General features: G+C 73.7%; 16 protein-coding genes. 7 read left to right on the forward strand and 9 right to left on the reverse strand.

From position 1 onward, the window contains the following. Positions 1 to 3: 3 nt before the first annotated feature. From purL to Bra3105_RS16070, 3 genes are all read right to left on the reverse strand, one after another. The gene (gene purL, locus Bra3105_RS16060) at positions 4 to 2,358 is read right to left on the reverse strand and encodes a phosphoribosylformylglycinamidine synthase subunit PurL (protein ID WP_228357678.1); all 2,355 of its coding nucleotides are present in this window, start codon (positions 2,356 to 2,358) and stop codon (positions 4 to 6) included. A 118-nt stretch (positions 2,359 to 2,476) separates the two neighbouring features. Then, positions 2,477 to 4,726, reverse strand: coding sequence for an acyl-CoA dehydrogenase family protein (locus tag Bra3105_RS16065; RefSeq protein ID WP_228357679.1), 2,250 nt, complete (start codon positions 4,724 to 4,726; stop codon positions 2,477 to 2,479). Then, positions 4,723 to 5,415 carry a TetR/AcrR family transcriptional regulator gene (locus Bra3105_RS16070; RefSeq protein ID WP_228357680.1) on the reverse strand — a complete coding sequence of 231 codons (693 nt, stop codon included), beginning with the start codon at positions 5,413 to 5,415 and terminating at the stop codon, positions 4,723 to 4,725. The genes Bra3105_RS16065 and Bra3105_RS16070 overlap by 4 nt, the downstream gene beginning before the upstream one ends. Before the next feature lie 256 nt (positions 5,416 to 5,671). Between Bra3105_RS16070 and Bra3105_RS16075 the strand changes: the two genes are divergently transcribed. The 4 genes from Bra3105_RS16075 to Bra3105_RS16090 all read left to right on the forward strand — a co-directional run bounded on the left by Bra3105_RS16075 (position 5,672) and on the right by Bra3105_RS16090 (position 10,692). Beyond that, entirely contained in the window at positions 5,672 to 6,943 is a 1,272-nt protein-coding gene (locus tag Bra3105_RS16075; RefSeq protein WP_267062429.1) for an acetyl-CoA C-acetyltransferase, read from the forward strand. A gap of 28 nt (positions 6,944 to 6,971) precedes the next feature. Further along, positions 6,972 to 8,312, forward strand: a complete 1,341-nt coding sequence (locus Bra3105_RS16080; RefSeq protein ID WP_228357682.1) for a 3-oxoacyl-ACP reductase — start codon at positions 6,972 to 6,974, stop codon at positions 8,310 to 8,312. Then, the gene (locus Bra3105_RS16085) at positions 8,309 to 9,355 is read left to right on the forward strand and encodes a MaoC/PaaZ C-terminal domain-containing protein (RefSeq protein WP_228357683.1); all 1,047 of its coding nucleotides are present in this window, start codon (positions 8,309 to 8,311) and stop codon (positions 9,353 to 9,355) included. Before Bra3105_RS16080 ends, Bra3105_RS16085 begins: the two co-directional genes overlap by 4 nt. Before the next feature lie 74 nt (positions 9,356 to 9,429). After that, positions 9,430 to 10,692: a class I SAM-dependent methyltransferase gene (locus Bra3105_RS16090; RefSeq protein WP_228357684.1), complete on the forward strand. Its 1,263-nt coding sequence runs from the start codon at positions 9,430 to 9,432 to the stop codon at positions 10,690 to 10,692. 86 nt (positions 10,693 to 10,778) lie between these two features. Here the strand turns inward: Bra3105_RS16090 and Bra3105_RS16095 are convergent, their stop codons facing one another. Continuing rightward, positions 10,779 to 11,741, reverse strand: a complete 963-nt coding sequence (locus Bra3105_RS16095) for a nucleoside hydrolase (protein WP_228357685.1) — start codon at positions 11,739 to 11,741, stop codon at positions 10,779 to 10,781. Between the two features lie 199 nt (positions 11,742 to 11,940). On the opposite strand from Bra3105_RS16095, the gene Bra3105_RS16100 reads away from it, so the two are divergent. Both Bra3105_RS16100 and Bra3105_RS16105 read left to right on the forward strand, forming a co-directional pair. Then, on the forward strand, positions 11,941 to 12,462 hold the full coding sequence (locus Bra3105_RS16100) for a hypothetical protein (RefSeq protein ID WP_228357686.1): 522 nt from the start codon (positions 11,941 to 11,943) through the stop codon (positions 12,460 to 12,462). Further along, positions 12,459 to 12,776 (forward strand): winged helix-turn-helix domain-containing protein, encoded by a 318-nt coding sequence (locus Bra3105_RS16105; RefSeq protein WP_200501845.1) that lies wholly within the window; start codon positions 12,459 to 12,461, stop codon positions 12,774 to 12,776. The genes Bra3105_RS16100 and Bra3105_RS16105 overlap by 4 nt, the downstream gene beginning before the upstream one ends. Before the next feature lie 119 nt (positions 12,777 to 12,895). Here the strand turns inward: Bra3105_RS16105 and purQ are convergent, their stop codons facing one another. Together purQ and purS are read right to left on the reverse strand one after the other, a co-directional pair. Continuing rightward, positions 12,896 to 13,621: a phosphoribosylformylglycinamidine synthase subunit PurQ gene (gene purQ, locus Bra3105_RS16110; RefSeq protein WP_228357687.1), complete on the reverse strand. Its 726-nt coding sequence runs from the start codon at positions 13,619 to 13,621 to the stop codon at positions 12,896 to 12,898. Further along, positions 13,621 to 13,878 (reverse strand): phosphoribosylformylglycinamidine synthase subunit PurS, encoded by a 258-nt coding sequence (purS, locus tag Bra3105_RS16115; protein ID WP_152351815.1) that lies wholly within the window; start codon positions 13,876 to 13,878, stop codon positions 13,621 to 13,623. Before purS ends, purQ begins: the two co-directional genes overlap by 1 nt. Before the next feature lie 154 nt (positions 13,879 to 14,032). Here purS and Bra3105_RS16120 point away from each other — a divergent pair, with 154 nt between their 5' ends. Beyond that, complete coding sequence (locus Bra3105_RS16120) at positions 14,033 to 14,752, forward strand: MBL fold metallo-hydrolase (protein ID WP_228357688.1); 720 nt, start codon at positions 14,033 to 14,035, stop codon at positions 14,750 to 14,752. A gap of 134 nt (positions 14,753 to 14,886) precedes the next feature. Here Bra3105_RS16120 and Bra3105_RS16125 read toward each other — a convergent pair whose 3' ends face one another. The 3 genes from Bra3105_RS16125 to purD form a co-directional block, all read right to left on the reverse strand. Beyond that, the gene (locus tag Bra3105_RS16125; RefSeq protein WP_228357689.1) at positions 14,887 to 17,040 is read right to left on the reverse strand and encodes an HNH endonuclease; all 2,154 of its coding nucleotides are present in this window, start codon (positions 17,038 to 17,040) and stop codon (positions 14,887 to 14,889) included. 312 nt (positions 17,041 to 17,352) lie between these two features. Then, positions 17,353 to 18,318 (reverse strand): phosphoribosylaminoimidazolesuccinocarboxamide synthase, encoded by a 966-nt coding sequence (locus Bra3105_RS16130; RefSeq protein ID WP_228357690.1) that lies wholly within the window; start codon positions 18,316 to 18,318, stop codon positions 17,353 to 17,355. After that, positions 18,315 to 19,643, reverse strand: coding sequence for a phosphoribosylamine--glycine ligase (gene purD, locus Bra3105_RS16135; RefSeq protein WP_228357691.1), 1,329 nt, complete (start codon positions 19,641 to 19,643; stop codon positions 18,315 to 18,317). Before purD ends, Bra3105_RS16130 begins: the two co-directional genes overlap by 4 nt. Between the last annotated feature and the right edge of the window lie 48 nt (positions 19,644 to 19,691).

Genomic DNA, 19,691 nt, shown 5'->3' on the forward strand with positions numbered 1-19,691 from the left:
TGCTCAGCCGAAGTGCTGCGGCAGCGTCCCCTCGCGCAGGGAGCGCAGCTCGGCGAGGGGGAGTGCCGCGAGGGAGGCGATCGAGAGGTCCTCGCCGCCGGTGGTGCCGATGACCAGCGCCGGCACGCCGTGCTCGCGCGCGAGGTCGAGCAGCTCGCTCTCGCGCGCTCCCTCGACGGCCACGAGGGCGCGGGCCTGGGACTCGGAGACGAGCGCCGTGAACAGGTCGATCCCGTCGCGCGCGAGCACGTCCGCGAGGTCGACCTGCGCACCGACGCCGAAGCGGGTGGTCGACTCGACGAGCGCCTGGACGAGCCCGCCCTCGGAGAGATCGTGCGCGGCGGCCGCGAGACCGCTGGTGCCGGCGCCGATCAGCACCTCGGCGAGCGCCCGCTCGGCCTCGAGGTCGACCTGCGGAGGCATCCCGCCCAGGTGGTCGTGCGCGACCTGCGCCCACGCCGAGCCCGAGAGCTCCTCGCGCGTGGCGCCCAGCAGCACGACGGACTGACCGGCCTCGTGCCAGCCCGAGGGCGTGCGCGCGGTGACGTCGTCCATCACGCCGAGCACGCCGACGACGGGCGTCGGGTGGATCGCGGAGTCGATGCGCCCCGCCTCTCCCGTCGAGTTGTACAGCGAGACGTTGCCGCCGGTCACGGGGACGCCGAGCGTCTCGCAGGCCTCGGCGAGCCCGTGGATCGCCTCGACCAGCTGCCACATGGGGCCCGGGTCCTCGGGGGAGCCGAAGTTCAGGCAGTCCGTCACCGCGAGCGGCCGTGCGCCCACGGTCGCGACGTTGCGGTAGGCCTCCGCGAGGGCGAGGCGCGCACCCGTGCGGGGGTCGAGCTTCGTGTACCGGCCGTTCGCATCGGTCGCGATCGCGACCCCGCGGTGCGTGGTCTCGTCCACGCGCAGCACGCCCGCGTCGTCGGGCATGGCGAGCGCCGTCTGCCCGCCCACGTAGCGGTCGTACTGGTCGGTGACCCAGTGGGAGGAGGCGAGGTTCGGGGAGGCTACGAGCGCTCGCAGGGCGGCGCCGATCTCCTCGGGCGAGGCGGGACGCGCCAGGTCCTCGGCGCGGTCGGCCTGCAGCGCGTCCTGCCAGTCGGGGCGGGCGAACGGCCTGTCGTAGGTCGGGCCGCCGTGCGCGACCGTCACCGGATCGACGTCCACGATGCGGCGGCCGTGGTGGTCGATGGTGAGGCGGCCGTCGCCCGTGACCTCGCCGATCACCGCCGTCTCCACGTCCCACTTCGCGGTGATCGCGAGGAACGCCTCGAGGTTCTCGGGCGTCACCACCGCCATCATGCGCTCCTGCGACTCGCTCATGAGGATCTCGCCGGCGTTCAGGGTGGGGTCGCGCAGCAGCACGTTCTCGAGGTCCACGTGCATGCCGGAGCCGCCGTTGGAGGCGAGCTCGCTGGTCGCGCACGAGATGCCGGCTGCGCCGAGGTCCTGGATGCCCTCGACGACCCCGCCGTGGAACAGCTCGAGGCAGCACTCGATGAGGACCTTCTCCATGAACGGGTCGCCCACCTGCACGCTCGGGCGCTTGACCGGGCCGCCCTCCTCGAAGGTCTCCGAGGCGAGGATCGAGGCGCCGCCGATGCCGTCGCCGCCGGTGCGGGCGCCGAACAGCACCACCTTGTTGCCGGTGCCGGTGGCCGAGGCCAGGTGGATGTCCTCGTGGCGCAGCACGCCCACGGCCAGCGCGTTCACGAGCGGGTTCGTCTGGTAGGCGGCGTCGAACACGGTCTCGCCGCCGATGTTGGGCAGGCCCAGGGAGTTGCCGTAGCCGCCCACGCCGGAGACCACGCCGTGCACCACGCGCGCGGTGTCCGGGTGGTCGATCGCGCCGAAGCGCAGCTGGTCCATGACGGCGACGGGACGCGCGCCCATGGCGATGATGTCGCGCACGATGCCGCCGACGCCCGTGGCCGCGCCCTGGTGGGGCTCGACGTAGGAGGGATGGTTGTGGGACTCGACCTTGAAGGTCACGGCCCAGCCGTCGCCGATGTCGACGACGCCCGCGTTCTCGCCCATGCCCACCAGAAGGTGCTCCGTCATGGCGGGCGTGATGTGGTCGCCGAAGGTCTTGAGGTGGATCTTCGAGGACTTGTACGAGCAGTGCTCGGACCACATGACCGAGTACATGGCGAGCTCGGCGTTGGTGGGACGGCGGCCCAGGATCTCGCGGATGCGCGCGTACTCGTCGTCCTTCAGGCCGAGCGCCGCGAAGGGCTGCTCCTGCGCGGGCGTCGTGACCGCATCCTCGACGGTGTCGATGTCGGAGCGGGCATCGGCCGCATCGAGCGGGTCGTGCGGGTCGTGGTGCTCGGAGAGGGGTGCTGGGGCGGTCATCGCTTCGTCTGCGTCCGTTCGTCGCGCACGGTGGAGGGAACCCGGCCAGTCTACGGGCGCGCCCGTGCGACGGGCGCGCCCGCCCACCGCACGGGATCGGTCTCCTGCGCGGCCGGCCTCAGCGCCGGGCGCTCTTGTGCGCCTGCTTGTCCCGGGCCTTCTTCTCGGCCTTCTTCTCGGCCTTCTCCTTGGCGCGCAGCGCCTTCTCGCTCACCGGCGCATCGGCCGACGCGCGCTGCGCGCGGAAGAAGGCCGCCGCCTCGTCCTGCCGCTGCTGCTCCGCGCCCAGCGCGATGGGGGCGCGCACGTGCCCCGGCCGCACGTCGAAGGCGTCGACGAGGTCCAGCACGTGCGGGCGCAGGCGCCACAGCAGGCGCTTGATGTCCGCCGAGACCTGCCGGCCCCGCTGCGCGGAGAGTTGGCCGTTGAGCAGGTACCAGGCCAGATCGTCCTGCAGGAGGGAGAGGCCGAAGAGGTCGCGCACGTCGGTGAGGATCTCGCGCGATCCCTCGTCCTCGAGGGAGTCGATGCCCGCGGTGAAGGCCCGCCAGCGCACGAGGTCCGCGTGGGCGCGCGCCGCATCGAGCATCTCCACCTGGTGCTTGTTCACGAGGGCGGCGGCATCGGCCGGATCCATCCGGGCGCCGGGGCGCAGCGCGAGCGCGACCTCCTCGACCTTCACACGAGCGCGCTCGGCCAGCAGGTGCTCCTGGACGTCCGCCTGCCGCAGCGTCTCGGAGGACCGGCGGGCGTTGCCCGCGTCCGAGGCGGTCTGGACGAGGCGGCCCCAGGGGGTGTGGCGGTGGGCCAGGACGTCGGCCCGCTGCGCGATGAAGCGGCCGATGCCGGCGCGGTCGATGCTGCGCAGCTCGCTCGTGTAGTCGGCGAGCAGGCGCTTGGCGACCAGCTGCAGCAGCACCGTGTTGTCGCCCTCGAAGGTCGCGTACACGTCGAGGTCCTGGTGGAGGCCCACCAGCTGGTTCTCGGCCATGAAGCCCTGCCCGCCGCAGGCCTCGCGGCACTCCTGGATGGTGTCCAGGGCGAGCCGGGTGGAGGTGGGCTTGAGGGTGGCCGCGAGGGTCTCGAGGTCCTCGCGGCCCTCGGGGGTGTCCCCGCGGCCCGAGAAGACGTCGTCGAAGGCCTGCAGCAGCTGCTCGTGGGCGAAGGCCCCCGCAAAGGTCGCGGCGAGCTTCGGGAGCAGGCGCGCGAGGTGGCTCTGGTAGTCCAGCAGCACCGTCTCCTGGGTGGGCGAGGCGGCCGTGAACTGCCGGCGCTGGGAGGCGTAGGTCAGCGCGATCGTGAGCGCGAGCTGGCTCGCCCGGTTCGCCGAGCCGTCGAGCGAGACCCTGCCCTGGACGAGCGTGCCGAGCATGGTGAAGAAGCGCCGCCCGGGCGACTCGATGGGGGAGGAGTAGGCGCCGTCGGGGGCGACGTCCCCATAGCGGTTCAGCAGGTTCGTGCGGGGCACGCGGACGTGGTCGAAGGCGAGGCGCCCGTTGTCGATCCCGTTCAGGCCGCCCTTCTCGCCGTCGTCCTCGCTGCGCACGCCCGGGAGCAACTCGCCCGCCTCGTCGCGCACGGGCACGTAGAAGCAGTGCACCCCGTGGTCGACGCCGCGCGTGATCAGGCGCGCGAACACGGTCGCGGCCCGCGCGTGGACCGCCGCGTTGCCGAGGTAGTCCTTGGTGGCGGCGCGGAAGGGCGTGTGGATGACCCATTCCCCGTCGTCCCCGCCCTCGGGGTCGAAGGTCGCGGTGGTCCCCAGCGACTGCACGTCCGAGCCGTGGCCGATCTCCGTCATCGCGAACGCGCCGGGGATCTCCAGGCTCATGGCGCCGGGCACCCAGCGCCGCTGCTGGTCCTCGTCGCCGAGCTGGACGATCGCCGAGGTGAACAGGCCCCACTGCACGCCGGCCTTGATCTGCAGGGACGGGTCGGCGACGACGAGCTCCTCGAAGCCCGCGACGTTCGCGCCGTTGTCGTTGGGGCCGCCCAGGTGCTCGGGGAGCATGGGCAGCGATACCTGCTCCTCGGCGAGGGTCCGCAGCTGCCCGAACACCCGGTCACGGTGCTCGGCGACGCTCGCGTCCAGCGGCCGGTGCATCTCCGGGCGCGCCGCGCGCTCGCGGGCCTCGAGGCGGGTCTCCGCCCACTTCCCGAGCAGCGCCCGGGTCACGGCGTCGACGTCGAGGCGCGGGTCGCCGTCGCGGGGGACCGGGATCGGCCCCGTCGGCGTGGCGGACCGCGCCGCTGCACGCCCAGAGGTCGAGCCCGTCACCGGGCCTGTCGTCGGGCCTGTCGCCGGGCCCTGGGCGGGATCCGAGGGATCGGTGGGGTTCTGGGTGTGGTTCCGGGTCGAGGTGGTCATCGCATGCCCTTCATCAGCCATGTCACGAGGTGGTCGGAGAGGTCGTCGGCACTGGGACGGGAGTCGTCCTCGCCGCGCATCCAGCGGTCCACGGCGCGCTCGACGAAGCCGACGGCGCCGGCCGCCCAGATGCCGGGAGCGGGGTGGCCCGCGGGGAGCGCGGCGGCGGCGAGGCGCGTCGCGGAGTCCAGGAAGTGGTTCAGCCCGTCGCTGGGCCGGGTGACGAACGCGTAGACGTGCGGGGACCGCTGCGCGGTGTCGACGTAGGTGGAGATCATCGCCCGCAGATGGGCCTCGGGGGAGACGCCGCGCTCGCCCGCGCTCGCCGCGGTGCTCGCGAGCTCCCGCACCTCCTCGGTGAGGCGCTTCTGCATCGCGCTGAGGATGTGCAGGCCCAGTGCCCGCTGCAGATGGGCCTTGTCGGAGAAGTAGCGGTAGATGATGGACTTCGAGGTGCCCGAGGCCGACGCGATCTCCTCCATGGTCACGTCGGGCCCGCGCTCGTGGATGAGGTGGCGGGCGACGTCGAGCAGATCGGCCCGGCGCTGCTCGCGATGGCGCGCCCAGCGGGCCGTGCGCCCGTCGCTCTCCGCCGGGGCCGACGGGGAGCCGGCCGACGGGGAGCCCCCGGCGGGCGGGGCCGTCGGGAGAGTCGTGGCGGCCTCGGCCGCGTGCATCCTTGCGTTCACGAAACCAAAGGTATCAAGTACCGGCGGTTGCATGTAAAGTCTTCGTCGAGGCGCAGCGGTGCGGACACTCGTCCGCCCGCGACGGCGCCGCTCCCGACTCGCAGACCCGAAGAGGTGTCCCGTGACCGACGCTCCCGCGTCCCCGACCGACTCCGCCCGCAGCGACGCCACCCGCTCCGACTCCGCCCGCTCCGACTCCGCCCGATCCGGGTCCGCCGGATCCCCGCGCGACGCCGTCGTCCTCGGCGGCAACCGACTGCCCTTCGCCCGCTCCGGAGGCGCCTATGCGGGCGTCTCCGAGCAGGACATGCTCACCGCCGCGCTCGACGGTCTCGTCGCCCGCTTCGGCCTCCAGGGCGCGCAGCTCGGCGAGGTCGCCGGCGGCGCCGTGCTCAAGCTCGCCGGGGACCTCAACCTCACGCGCGAGTGCGTGCTGGGCACGCCGCTGGACGCGCGCACCCCCGCCATCGACATGTCGAAGGCATGCGCGACGGGCCTGGAGACGGTGATGCACGTCAGCAACCGGATCCGGCTCGGACAGATCGACGTGGGCGTCGCCTGCGGCGTCGACTCCGCGTCCGACGCCCCCATCGAGGTCTCCGTGCGCCTGCGTCGCCTGCTCCACCGCCTGAGCCGCGCCCGCACGCCGATGCAGCGCGCGAAGACCCTCGCGGCGCTCCGCCCCGGCGACCTCGCCCCTCTCCCTCCGCGCAACGCCGAGCCGCGCACCGGCATGTCGATGGGCGAGCACCAGGCCATCACCACCTCCCAGTGGGGCATCACCCGGGAGGCGCAGGACGAGCTCGCGCTCGCCAGCCACCGCAGCCTCGCCGCCGCCTACCAGGCGGGTCTCCTCGACGACCTGGTCACGGGCTACCGCGGGCTGGGACGCGACGAGAACCTGCGCCCCGACTCCTCGATGGAGAAGCTCGCGAAGCTGAAGCCCGTCTTCGGCACCTCGAATCCCGCCGTGGCCGAGCCGACGATGACCGCCGGCAACTCCACGCCGCTGTCCGACGGCGCCTCGAGCGTGCTGGTCTCCAGCCGCGAGTGGGCGGCCGAGCACGGGCACACGCCGCTCGCGCGGATCGTGGACACGCGCGTCGCCGCCGTCGACTACGCGCACGGTGACGAGGGGCTGCTCATGGCCCCTGCCTATGCCGTCCCCGCGTTGCTCGACGCGCACGGTCTGACCCTCGACGACCTCGACCTGATCGAGATCCACGAGGCCTTCGCCTCGACGGTCCTGACCACCCTCGCCGCCTGGGAGTCCGAGGAGTTCGGGCGCGAGCGCCTCGGCCGCGACGGCGCCTTCGGCACCGTGGACCGCAGTCGGCTGAACACCGCCGGATCCTCGCTGGCCGCCGGCCACCCCTTCGCCGCGACCGGCGGCCGCATCATCGCGACCCTCGCGAAGCTCCTGCACGCCCGCGCCCGGGAGAAGGGCGCCGTCCAGCGGGGCCTGGTCTCCGTGTGCGCCGCCGGCGGGCAGGGGACCGTGGTCCTGCTCGAGTCCGACGGCGAGTGACCCGCCGCGCACAGAGAGGAGAGCGTCGATGACCGACGCCTACACCCGATTCACCCGCTCCGCCCTGGGGCGACCGCTCGTCAAGCGGACGGGACTGCCGAACCCGCCGCGCCTCCCGCGGCACGCCGATCGGCCGCAGCCGGTCCTCGGCCCCGTCGTCGTCCTCGGCGGATCGCCCGGGGCCGACGAGGTCGCGGCTCTGCTCCTGGACTGGGGCGCCGACGTGCGCCGACGCTTCGAGGAGACCTCGACCGTCGGCTCCGTGGTCGTGGTGCTCGACGACCTGGCGAAGCCCGCCGACCTCGGCACGATCGTGCTGCCGCTCGCGGGAGCCATGCGCTCCCTGCTGCCCGGATCACGGGTGGTGACGATCTCGCGTCCGCCGACGGGCGAGGACCTCGCCCGGGACGCCGCGCGCGGCGGCGTCGAGGGGTTCGTGCGCACGCTCGGCCACGAGATGCGCAAGGGCGGCACCGCCAACGGCATCCAGGTCGCCGACGGCGTGCCGCTGACCGCGCCCGGAGTGGTGAGCACCCTGCGCTTCCTGCTCTCGGCCCGCAGCGCCTTCGTCGACGGGCAGATCGTCGGCGTCGCGAGCGAGGACGGCACCCTCCCCGAGGACTGGGAGCATCCCCTCGCGGGCCGCACCGCCCTGGTCACCGGTGCCGCGCGCGGCATCGGCGCGGCCATCTCCCGCACCCTGGCAGGTCTGGGCGCCGAGCTCGTGCTCCTGGACGTCCCCGCCTCCGGCAGCGAGCTGAGCGCCGTCGCGAACGATCTGCGCGCGACCCCGCTGCAGCTCGACGTGACCTCGCCCCAGGCCGGCGACCGCGTCATCGCCTTCCTGCGCGAGCGAGGCATCGTGCTCGACGTGCTCGTGCTGAACGCGGGCATCACCCGCGACAAGATGTTCGCGAACATGACGCCGGACCGCTGGGACGCCGTCATCGCCGTGAACATCTCGAGCCAGATCGCGCTCGCCGAGGCGCTGCTGTCCACCGATCAGACCGTCGTCGGCCCCGATCTCCGGGTCGTCTCGCTCGCCTCGACGAGCGGCATCGCGGGCAACCGAGGACAGGCGAACTACGCGACCTCGAAGGCCGGCGTGATGGCCTTCGTCGCCGCCCTCTCGCACCGGCTCGGCGAGCGCGGGACCGCGAACGCCGTCGCGCCGGGCTTCATCGAGACGGACATGACCGCGAAGATCCCGCCGCTGCAGCGCGAGGTCGCCCGGCGTGCGAACTCTCTGCAGCAGGGCGGCCTCCCGCTGGACGTCGCCGAGACCATCGGCTTCCTCGCCTCGCCCGGCGCGGGCGGCGTGCGCGGCCAGACCGTGCGCGTGTGCGGCCAGAACCTGGTGGGCCGATGAGCACGCACGACACGAGGAGCACGGGCAGCTCGAAGAGCACGGGCGGCTCGAAGAGCACGGAGAGCACCGCGCGGGAGGGGAAGGACGCTCTGCAGCAGGGGGAGCGCATCCGGGACCTCGCCGACGTCCCGTCCTTCCCCGCCGTCTACGCGGCGGCGCTCAGCCGTCGGCCGGGCGCTCGGCGCTCGCGCGAGCTGCCCGAGGTCGCCCACCGCGTGCGCCGTGTGCGGATCGACCCGGCGCGGGCCGCGGCCTTCGACCACCTGATGGGCGGTGCGGCGACCGACCTGGTCCACCCGGGCGTGCTGCACGTGCTCGCCTTCCCGGTGAGCCTCTCGCTGATGGCCCGCTCGGACTTCCCCGTCGGTCTGCTCGGACTCGTGCACACCGAGAACCGCCTGCTGCAGCATCGGCCGGTGCGGGTCGGGGAGCTCGTGGACGTCGAGTGCCGCACCCGCGACCTGCGGCCCCACCGCCGGGGCCGCACCTTCGAGGCGGTGACGACGTTCCTCTCCGCGGACGGCGAGATCGTCGCGACCGACGTCTCGACGTACCTGGCCAAGGGCGGGGGCTCGGGTTCCGGTGAGGGATCCGGTCACGGCGGCGCGTTGGGATCGGGGAGCCGGTCGGGATCGGGCGACGGGTCCTCCGGCCGCTCGCGCCGCGACTTCGTGCCGCCGACCCCGACGGGGCGCTGGCACCTCGATGCGGGGACGGGACGCCGCTACGCGGAGGTCTCGGGCGATGCGAACCCGATCCACATGTCCGCGCTCTCGGCACGCGCCTTCGGGTTCCCCCGCGCGATCGCCCACGGGATGTTCACCGCCTCGCGCGCCTTCACCGAGACGCGTCCCGACCTCACCCGGCCCCTGCAGTGGGACGTGCGCTTCGAGGCGCCCGTGACACTGCCCGGCACCGTGCTCGTGCGCTACGAGGACGACGAGGACGGCACCACCCGCTGCGTGGGCTGGAAGTCGGCGCGCAGCGGGAAGCCCGCCCGTCGGCACTTCACCCTCGAGGTGAGTCCGGCCGACCGCGGATGAGTGCCTGAGCACCTCCCGCCGGCGGCCGGGCCGCGGGAGTGGACCAGGGTCCACCGAGGCGACAGACTGACCGGATGGACTCCACCTCTCCCGCACCCTCTGCCCCGTCCGCTCCCGGCGACGACCGTGCAGATCAGACCGATCGCGTCATCCTCGAGAGCGCCCGGGCGGAGCTGGGGCCGCTGGACCGCGGTGACCTGGTGGTCCTGGACGACGCGACGGGTGCCCTGACATCCGCCGCCCTGGAGGAGGTCGCGGGCGGAGCCTTCCGGGTCCTCGTGCACGAGGCCTCCGCGCAGCGGGCGCTCGCGCTCGCCGAGTCGCACCCGGCGGCGCGCCGGGAGGGGCGGCTCGTGATCGCGGGACTCGACGGGACGCCCCAGGACCTCGGCGGACTGCTCGAGGGGAGCGCCCCGCAGGTCGCCCTGGCGCGCCTGCCCAAAGCGCTCGCCGCTCTGGACCACCGGGCGCACGCCCTCGCCCGCGCCGGCGTTCCCGCCCTCGTCGCGGGAGGCCGCGTCAAGCACATGATACGCACCCAGAACGAGGTCCTCGCCGGCGCGTTCGACGAGGTCCACGCGACCCGCGGCATCGGCAAGTCCCGGGCGCTGGTCGGCCGCGGTCCGCGCGCCGGGGACCGGTCGGCGCCCGTCCTCGAGGGCGGTGCCGACATCCGCATCCGCGGCGAGCAGGTACGGGTCCCGCTGCGCGGCGTCGGAGGCGTGTTCGGGGGAGCGTCGGCCGATGCGGGCAGCCTGCTGCTTCTCGCGGCCCTCGACCGCGCGGTGGTCGCGGGCGGGGCCCCCTGGGCGGCGGACGCGGCGAGTTCGGCGGACGCGCAGGCCGCGTCGAGCACGGCAGATGCGCCGGGTGCCGCAGGCGGTGACTCCCTGGCCGCCGTCGACCTGGGCTGCGGCAATGGACTGATGAGCGTCTACCTGCGGCGCGCGTTCCCCGAGGCGCGAGTGCTCGCGACCGACGACGACCTCGACGCGGTCGCCTCGACCCGTGCGACGCTGGATGCGGATGCGGATGCGGATGCGGATGCGGGACCCGGCGTGCGCGTGCTCTGGGAGTCATCGCTCGCGGCGCAGGCGCCGGGCAGCGCGGACCTCGTTCTGCTGAACCCGCCGTTCCACGACGGCACCGCCGTGGACGCGACGCTCGTGCACGGCCTGCTCGACGCCGTCTCCCGCGTGCTGCGGCCCGGTGGCGAGCTGTGGTTCGTCCACAACTCCCATCTGCGCTACCGCAGCGAGGTCGAGCATCGCGTCGGCCCCGTCCGCCAGCGCGCCCGGGACCGGCGCTTCACCGTGCTGCAGGCCACCCGCGGCTGATCGAGGCGCGGGAGAGCCGGCGCGCCTGATCGGGGCACGGCTGGTCCGAGCGCGGCTGGTTCGAGCGCGGGGAGGGTGCGCGCGGCTCAGGCGCCGAAGCGCGCCCGGAGCACCGCCAGCAGGTGCGCGACGAAGCAGTCCGCGTCGACCTCGGTCATCACATCGACGTTCGGCTCCCTGTTCCAGCGGCCCAGCCAGTCGCCGACGGTCTGCCCCCGGGTCAGCGTGCCCTCGAGCTCGACGTCGACGGCGAGCGGAGTGGTCCGCGCGAGCTCCGGCACGAGGGCGTGCGCCGCGACCAGCGGATCGTGCACGTGCGCCATCCAGCCGAAGCCGTCGGCCTCATGGAACTCGAAGTACCAGCGCAGAGCCTCTGCGAGCGCCGTGATCACCGGGTGGTCGGAGATCGCCCGCAGGGCGTCGAGGGTCTCCTGCGTGAAGCGCACGGACTCGGTCGCGTCGAGCGGCGCGAGGACCGGTCTCCGGGGCGCCGAGGCGAAGGCTGCGAGCACGCGCTGGGCGGCCTCGGGGTCCACGGCGATGTTCCACTCGGTGGTGGGCAGGGTGTTGCCGCGGTGGTTGATCGCGCCGCCCATGATGTGCAGTCGCGAGAGCAGGCGCGGCAGCTCGGGTTCGATCTCCAGGCCGAGCGCGAGGTTCGTGTGCGGGCCGAGGACCAGACCGACGAGCTCACCGGGATGCGCGCGAGCGGCGTCGACCCAGAGCTGCGCCCCGCTGCGGGGATCGGCCGTGCGGGTCGTCGCGGGCAGCTGCGCGTGGCCCATGCCGGTGGGGCCGTGGGTGTCCTCGGCCGTCATCAGCTCCTGCGCGAGCGGGCCGTCGGCGCCGCGGGCGACCGGGACGTCGAGCCCGAGCATGTCGGCGAGCGCGAGATTGTTGCCGAGCACGTGCTCCGTGGTCACGTTCCCCGCCGTCGAGACGATGCCCGCGAGCTCGACCTCCGGCCTGCTGGCCAGGTACGTCAGGGCGATGGCGTCGTCGATGCCGGTGTCGCAGTCGAGCAGGAGCGGGATGTGAGGGGAGGTCACCGGGTCATCGTACGGGCCGCACCCCGGGAGCCCGGTGGGGAACCTGGGCGGCGCGCGCCCGGGAAGTGATCGCAAGAAAGTACTTGACGAAACGGAAAGTACTTGATGTGATGTCTGCATCGGCGGTCGCGAGACCCCGAGCGATGACGCCGCAGCCCCGCCCCAGGGCGCGGGAGGACCGAGACGAGAGGAACCAGCCATGAGCACCACGAACGACAGGAACCCGGACACCGTCCCGAGCGGCGCGTCGGGCGCGCCCGACGACCACCAGGCCCGTCGGCTCCTCGCCGAGGCCGAGGGTCGCTCCCGCACCCTCCCGGCCACGATCCCGGCGGCCTTCATCACCTTCGGCATGCTGTGCGTGATCGGCGCCTTCGCGGTGATCGGCCTGCACCTGGCGGCGCTCGTGCCCGAGTCGGCCGACGTCGCCCCGAACCTGCTCGTGCTCGTGTTCTCCCTGGTCTGGGTGGGCGTCGCGATGGTCCCGCTGTGGATCTTCCGCGACCGCTGGCGCCGCGGGCTCGGCCGTCGCTGGATCGCGCTGATGGCGGTCTGGGGCGTGCTCTGGATCGCCGGGATGTTCCTCGCGACCACGACGCTCGCCTTCGTCATCGCCCCTCTGTTCTTCGTCCTGTTCGTCGTCGCCGTCACCGGTGAGGCGGCGGCCCTGAAGGCGCGGAGCCGTCAGGGAGCCGGGCGCGGGGAGGTGCAGGCGCGATGAGCGCGACCGCGAAGGACCACCCCCGCTTCCGCCTCGAGTCCGAGCTCGCGCACCCAGTGCGGTTCTCGATCGTCGCGGCGCTCGCCTCCGTCGAGTCCATCGCCTTCGGCGAGCTGCGCGACGAGCTGCAGGTCAGCGACTCGGTGCTCTCCAAGCAGATCGCCGAGCTCGAGGGTTCGGGATTCGTCAAGGCCGCGAAGGGATTCGTGGGCAAGCGCCCGCGCACCACCCTCTCGCTCACCAAGGACGGGCTGCGTCGCTGGCGCGATCACCTGGCGAACCTGCGGGCGATCGCGGGGTCGCCCGGGGAGTGAACCGGGGAGAGCCAGGGAGGGTCAGGGAGAGACAGAAGGGCGCCGACGGATCGTGGGATCCGTCGGCGCCCTTCCTCGCTCGCGACCTCACGCAGGCGGTCGCGGCGGCACTCGTGCGCTCAGGCGACCAGTGACCCCAGCACCGAGGTGAAGAAGCGACGGCCGTCGGTCCCGGTGCGGGTGCCACGGCCGGGCTCGTCGGGCCCGAAGCCGGGTTCGACGGCGTGCTCGGGATGCGGCATGAGGCCGACGACGTTCCCGCGCTCGTTGCGGACCCCGGCGATGTCGTGCCGCGAGCCGTTGGGGTTCTCCTCGAAGCCCTCGGGCCCGTGGGTGGCGCCGGCGACGTAGCGGAAGACCACGCGGCCCTCCTCCTCGAGCTGGGCGAGGGTGCGCTCGTCGGCCACGTACTGGCCGTCCTGGTTCTTCAGGGGGATGCGGATGACCTCGCCCTCGGCGAACTCCGAGGTCCACGCGCTCGCCGTGCTCTCCACGCGCAGCGGCTGATCGCGGCAGATGAACGCGCGGTGGGCGTTCTTGATCATCGAGCCGGGCAGCAGGTGCGTCTCGCAGAGGATCTGGAAGCCGTTGCAGATGCCGAGGACCGGCATGCCGCCGTTCGCGGCGTCGACCACGCGGTCCATGACCGGGGCGAAGCGGCTGATGGCGCCCGCGCGCAGGTAGTCGCCGTAGGAGAAGCCCCCGGGCAGGACCACCGCGTCGACGTCCCGCAGGGAGTCCTCGCCGTGCCAGAGCGCGACGGGCACGCCGCCCACCTGCGCGATCGCGCGCAGCGCGTCGCGGTCGTCCAGGGTGCCCGGGAAGGTGACGACGCCGATGCGCATCAGGCCTGCTCCTCGACGGTCTCGACGGCGACGACGTCCTCGATGACGGGGTTCGACAGCAGCGTCTCGGCGGCTTCGCGGACCCGCGCGAGCGCGGCCTCGTCGGCCGGCCCCTCGAGCTCGAGCTCGAAGCGCTTGCCCTGTCGCACGGAGGCGATCCCCTCGAAGCCCAGCCGGGGGAGGGCGGCGGCGACCGCCTTGCCCTGCGGGTCCAGGATCTCGGGCTTCGGCATGACGTGGACCACGACGCGTGGCATGGGTTCTCCTGTCGGGGTGGCGGGCTCCGGCGGACCAGCGAGAGCGCGCACGTGCGCGCCCGCGCGGCGGTGTGCGAGCCTTCATCCTAGAGGCGCACGGGCCGCGGACGCGCATGGTGTCCGCGGGGCGTCCGCCAGAACGCCGAAGGAGCACATGATGAAGATCCGTCACCTGGGACATTCCTGCCTCGCGGTCGAGACCGGGGGCCTGCGTCTGCTCGTGGACCCCGGTTCGTTCAGCGATCCGGACGCGGTGCTGGCCGCGGGGCCGTACGACGCGGTCGCCATCACCCACCAGCACGCCGACCACGTCGCTCCCGCGCTGCTCGCGCGCGTGCTCGAGGCCTCGCCCGAGGCGCGCGTGCTGGCGGAGCCGCAGACCGCGGCGGGGCTGCGCGGGGAGCGGGAGCTGCCGGGAGGCGCGTTCGAGGGCGCGCTCGGTGCGGATCAGCTCCTCGAACTGCCCGCCGGGGCCGTGGAGACGGTCGGCGAGGTCGAGGTGGGGGCCGTCGGCGGTGAGCACGCGATCATCCACCCGGACATCCCCCGGGTCGGTAACTCGGGCCTCGTCATCTCCGCCCCGGGCGAGCCGCGGCTCGGCGTGACCGGTGATTCCCTCGAGGTGGTGCCGGAGTTCGCAGGCATCGATGTGCTCGCCTTCGCCGTGGTCGCCCCCTGGTCGAAGATGCAGGAGACCATCGATTTCCTGCGTGCGGTGCGTCCGGTGCTCGCGCTTCCGGTGCATGACAACGTCGTCAGCCCGCAGGGGAGGACGATCTTCATCGCCCAGTCCACGAACCTCGCGCCCGAGGGCACCGAGGTCCGCGACTGGCCCGAGGGCGATCGGGTCGTGGAGGTCGCTGCCGCGGGGTGACCGGTCCTCGGGGTGGGACGGGGACTGGGACGCGGGGCGGGAGCAGGCCCTGTTCCTCTGTCGGCGTCGCGTCGTTCAGTCGGCGTCGCGCCGTCGGACCGACGTGCCGGGCTCCGGAGCCGACTGCTGAGCGCTCAGGCCGACGAGCGGAGGCTTCCCAGGTCGTCGTCGGGCCGGCCGAGGGCGTCGAGCCGGTCGAGCTCATGGAGGATGTCCTGCTCGTCCCAGTCGGCATCGCAGCCGGAGAAGGCCGGGGCGAAGGCGTCCATCGCCGCCTGGTGCATGCGGTCCTCGTCGGAGGCGGAGCGCCCTGCGCAGGGATCGCACGCGATGAGGCCCTCGACGGGCTCGAGCTCGGGCTCCTCGATGAGAAGGCGCAGGTGGGAGCGGCCTTTCCCGCGGGTATGGCCGTCGGCCGAGGCGCGATCGAACCAGGGTCGGGGATCCGCGTCCAGCGCGTGCGCCTGCGCCGCGGTCCGCGACATCGGAAGCCCGGTCTGGGAGCCGGGCGTCACGGTCGCCGTGGCGCCGAGGCGCGAGGTCCAGGTGACGCGGTGGCTGCCGTCCTCGGCGGGGACATGCTCGGCGCTGCCCAGCGTCTCCTTGGTGAGGTTGCAGTGCGCGCACAGAGCCTGCCCGTTGAGCGCGCTGGTCAGCCCGCCCTCGGCGTGGGGGCGGATGTGGTCCGCATGCCGGATCGAGGTGTCGCAGTACGGCCCGACGCAGAGGATCTCGCGGATGCGCATGTAGCGAGCGAGACCCTGTGGGAAGGCGCGTGAGCGCGACTCCATCGCCACCAGCTCGCCGGTGCTGGGGTGCGTGTACAGGCGGCGCAGCTCATCGGCCATCCCCTCCTCGGCCTCCAGCACCTGGAGCGCGCGCCGGTACCGCTCGCCGGGGCTGAGCCCGACGGCGTCGGTGCCGGAGCGGCCCGCGTCCGGATGCGGAGCGTCGGAGGGGGAGGGGCGGTCGTTCGACGGCGACGTCGTCGACGAGCTCGATCCCGGCGGGCCCTGGGCCCGCAGATCCTCCGCGGGCGGGGCGCCCCGCGCCGCGCGCAGGTGCGCCGTGATCGCGTCGACCTGCTGCGTGCGGCGCTGCGCGGGCGCCTCGAGGTCCGTGAGGTCCGTGAGGTCCGCGATGGCGTCCGGCAGTGGGAGGTCCTCGTCGAGGGTCGGCTGCTCGGGCTCGGCCTGCGGCGGCTCGCCGAGCAGGGAGTGATGCGCCCGCTCGCGTCGGGTATCGATGTCCTGGCCGAGCACGTGGTCGCGCACCTGGCCGGCGTCGATCACTCCGTAGCCCTCGATCATGGCGGGCTCGCCGTGCGCGGGGGAGAAGAGGGCGCGCTCGGAGATGACGACGCCGATCTGCAGCGTCACCGGATCCACGGCGCCGTGGCGGCCCAGGATCGTGTCGGAGAGCAGATCGGCCATGAGCTGGCCGTGCGTGCGGTCATCGCCGGCGGCGCGCATCTTCTCCGCCTCGAGCGAGAGCCGCCGACGGATCGCCCGGCAGTCGAGCCCCGAGAGATGCGCCGTCACGGTGCCCATCCCGTGCGCTCCGGCGCGCACGGTCACGGATCGCTCCTGCTCGGCGCGACGGCGGCGGCGCGGAGCGCCCTGCGGATCGAGGGTCTGTGCGAGCGCATCGACCTCCCGGGACCAGCGCGAGGTGCTCGCGCCCTCGAGGTCCGGCAGGTGCTGGTCAAGGACCTCGTCGACCTCGGAGCGGAGATCCGGCTGGATCGGACCGGCCGCACGGCCGATCGCGTAGGCGGACTCGGAGGTGATCGCACCGGTCGCGAGGGCCTCGAACATGCGCGGCATCTCCCGAACCAGGCGCTCTCCGGCGCGCAGGCGGCGGGAGGCCAGGGCGGGGGAGATGCGCGATGCCATCCGGACCTCGTCGGCGGTGCGGCGGCCCTGGTCACGGGCGGGCGCGCCCTCGGCGATGTCCTGACCGCGCACGGCGGTGTCGAGTGCGGTCATGGTCCGCATCTCGAGCGCGGAGAGCGCCGAGTGCGCGCGGTCGATCACGGAGAGGACCTGCGAGAGCGCTGCGGCATCGAGGCCGGATCCGGTGCCCGTGAAGGACGCGTCGGTCGAGAGCGCGACCCGGCCGAGCGCGTCGGCGACGGCGCCGAGGTCGAGGGGCTCGTCACGGGTGGGGGAGGCCGCGTCGGCGGCCGACGGAGCACCGGCTGAGAGGACATCGGCAGAGGCGACAGGACGGGGATGCAGGAGCACCCGACCGTCGACCGCGACCGAGGCCGAGGAGGCGGTGGTCATCCCGCTGCTCCTCGGTGCCCGCGCGGTCGCCGCGCTCCGGTCTTCCTCGTCCATGCACCCATGCTCCTCGGGGGCACCGACATACGAAGGGCTGAGGACGGGGATGCGAAATGTGAACTGCATCACATACCCGAAGTTGCCGAAGGGACGCCAGGGTGGGGGCGAGGCGGGAACGGAACGGCGTGGGAGGCGAGCGATTCGGAGCGTGCGGGGCGGAGGAGGTGAAGCGGGCGGCGGCGGTGAAGCGGGCGGCGGACCGAAGGGGCGTGACGGTCCGAGGGAGCCGACTCACGCCCCCTCATCCCGCATGCCTCACTCCGCGGAGGCGAACTCCCGGCCGGTCAGGCGCTCGAACGCCTCGACGTAGCGGTCGCGGGTCTGCGCGACCACGTCGGCCGGCAGCTCCGGGGGCTCCTGGCCGGAGGTCCGGTCCCAGCCCGAGGCGTCGGAGGTCAGCCAGTCGCGCACGAACTGCTTGTCGAGGTTGGGCTGGGTGACGCCCTCGCGATAGGCGTCGGCCGACCAGAAGCGCGAGGAATCAGGGGTGAGCACCTCGTCGCCGAGCGTGAGCGTCCCGTCGGCCCGCGAGAAGCCGAACTCGAGCTTCGTGTCCGCGAGCAGGATGCCGCGCTCGGCCGCGATCTGCTGCGCGCGCACGTAGACGGCGCGCGTGAGCTCGTCCAGCCGGTCCACGAGCTCGCCGCCCAGGCGCTCGCGCGCCTGGTCGACGGTGATGTTCTCGTCGTGCTCCCCCTGCTCGGCCTTGGTCGACGGGGTGAACAGAGGGCGCGGCAGGCGCGAGGCCTCCACGAGGCCCGCGGGCAGCGCATGGCCGCCCACGGCGCCGTCGCGCTCGTAGTCCGCGCGGCCCGAGCCCGTGAGGTAGCCGCGCACCACGCACTCGAGCGGGACCATGTCCAGCGCGCGGCAGCGCAGCGCGCGGCCGCGCACCTGCTCGGGGACGTCCTCGGCCGAGATCACATGGTTCGGGACGATGTCCGCCAGCTGCTCGAACCAGAACAGCGAGATCCCCGTGAGCACGCGTCCCTTGTCGGGGATGCCGGGGGCGAGGGAGAAGTCGTACGCGCTGATGCGGTCGGTCGCGACCACGAGCACCTCGCGAGCCTCGGCGAGGTCCTCGCCCGCGGGCACGTAGAGCTCGCGGACCTTGCCGCTCACCGCGTGGTCCCAGCCCGGCAGGACCGGGGCGGTGATCAGCGGCGCGGAGCCCGGGGCGCGGTCCGGGGCCGACGGGACCTCCGAGGCCGACGGGCTCATGCTCCCGCCGCCTCTGACCCGGCCGCCTCGTCCGCGGCGCCCTCAGACCTGCCCGCCTCGTCCACGGCGGCCTGCTGCGCGATGTCGGTGCGGTGGTGCGAGCCGGGCAGGTCGATCCGGTCGATGCCCGCGTAGGCGATCGTCCTCGCGGCCTCGAGCGTCGGCCCGACGCCGACGACCGAGAGCACGCGCCCGCCGGAGCTCACTAGGTGGCCCTCGGGGTCGACGTCGGTGCCGGCGTGGATCACGACCGCGCCCTCCGCGGCCGCCTCGTCGAAGCCGGAGATGTGATCGCCGGTCCGGGGGCGACGGGGATAGCCGGGGGCCGCGAGGACCACGGTCACCGCGGCGTCGTCGGACCAGGTGGGCTCGGCGACGGCGCCCAGGTCGCCGCGCGCGGCCGCGAGCAGCAGCTCGCCGAAGGGGCTGGTGAGGCACTCGAGGACGACCTGCGTCTCCGGGTCGCCGAAGCGCGCGTTGAACTCCACCACGCGCACGCCGCGAGCGGTCAGCGCGAGGCCGCAGTAGAGGATGCCGACGAAGGGCGTGCCGCGTCGGGCGAGCTCGTCGATCGTGGGCTGGGCGACGGTCGCGACGACCTCGCGGGCCAGGTCCGCATCGGCCCAGGGCAGGGGCGAGTAGGCGCCCATGCCGCCCGTGTTCGGACCCTCGTCGCCGTCGAGCGCGCGCTTGAAGTCCTGCGCGGGCGCGAGCGGCACCACGCGCGTTCCGTCGCTCACGCAGAAGAGGGAGACCTCGGGGCCGTCGAGGTACTCCTCGACGACGACGGATCCGCCGGCGCCGATGACGGCGCGGCCGTGCGCGATCGCGTGCTCGATGTCGTCGGTGACCACGACGCCCTTGCCAGCGGCGAGGCCGTCGGCCTTCACCACGAAGGGCACGTCGCGCAGCGGGTTCACCCGGTCCAGGCCCGCGAGCACCTCGTCGCCGGAGGAGACGGACACGGAGCGGGCCGTGGGCACGCCCGCGGCCTCCATGATCTCCTTCGCCCAGGTCTTCGATCCCTCGAGGCGGGCCGCCTGCGCGGACGGACCGAAGACGGCGATGCCGTCCTCGCGCAGCACGTCCGCGAGGCCCGCGACCAGCGGCGCCTCGGGTCCCACGACGACCAGGTCGACCTCGAGCTCGCGGGCGAGGGCGAGCAGGCCCTCGTGGTCGTCGAGCGCGACGTCGTGGCAGGTCGCGTGGTCGCCGATGCCGGGGTTCCCGGGAGCGGCGTGGAGGACCGGGGCAGGGGAGTCGCGGGAGAGGCGGCGCACGATGGCGTGCTCGCGGCCCCCGGAGCCGATGACGAGGATCTTCACGCGCCACACCCTACCGGCCGACCGGTGACCGGCCCGGGGCGGTGCCGG

Source organism: Brachybacterium halotolerans subsp. kimchii, assembly GCF_020792675.1.
GTDB lineage: Bacteria > Actinomycetota > Actinomycetes > Actinomycetales > Dermabacteraceae > Brachybacterium > Brachybacterium halotolerans.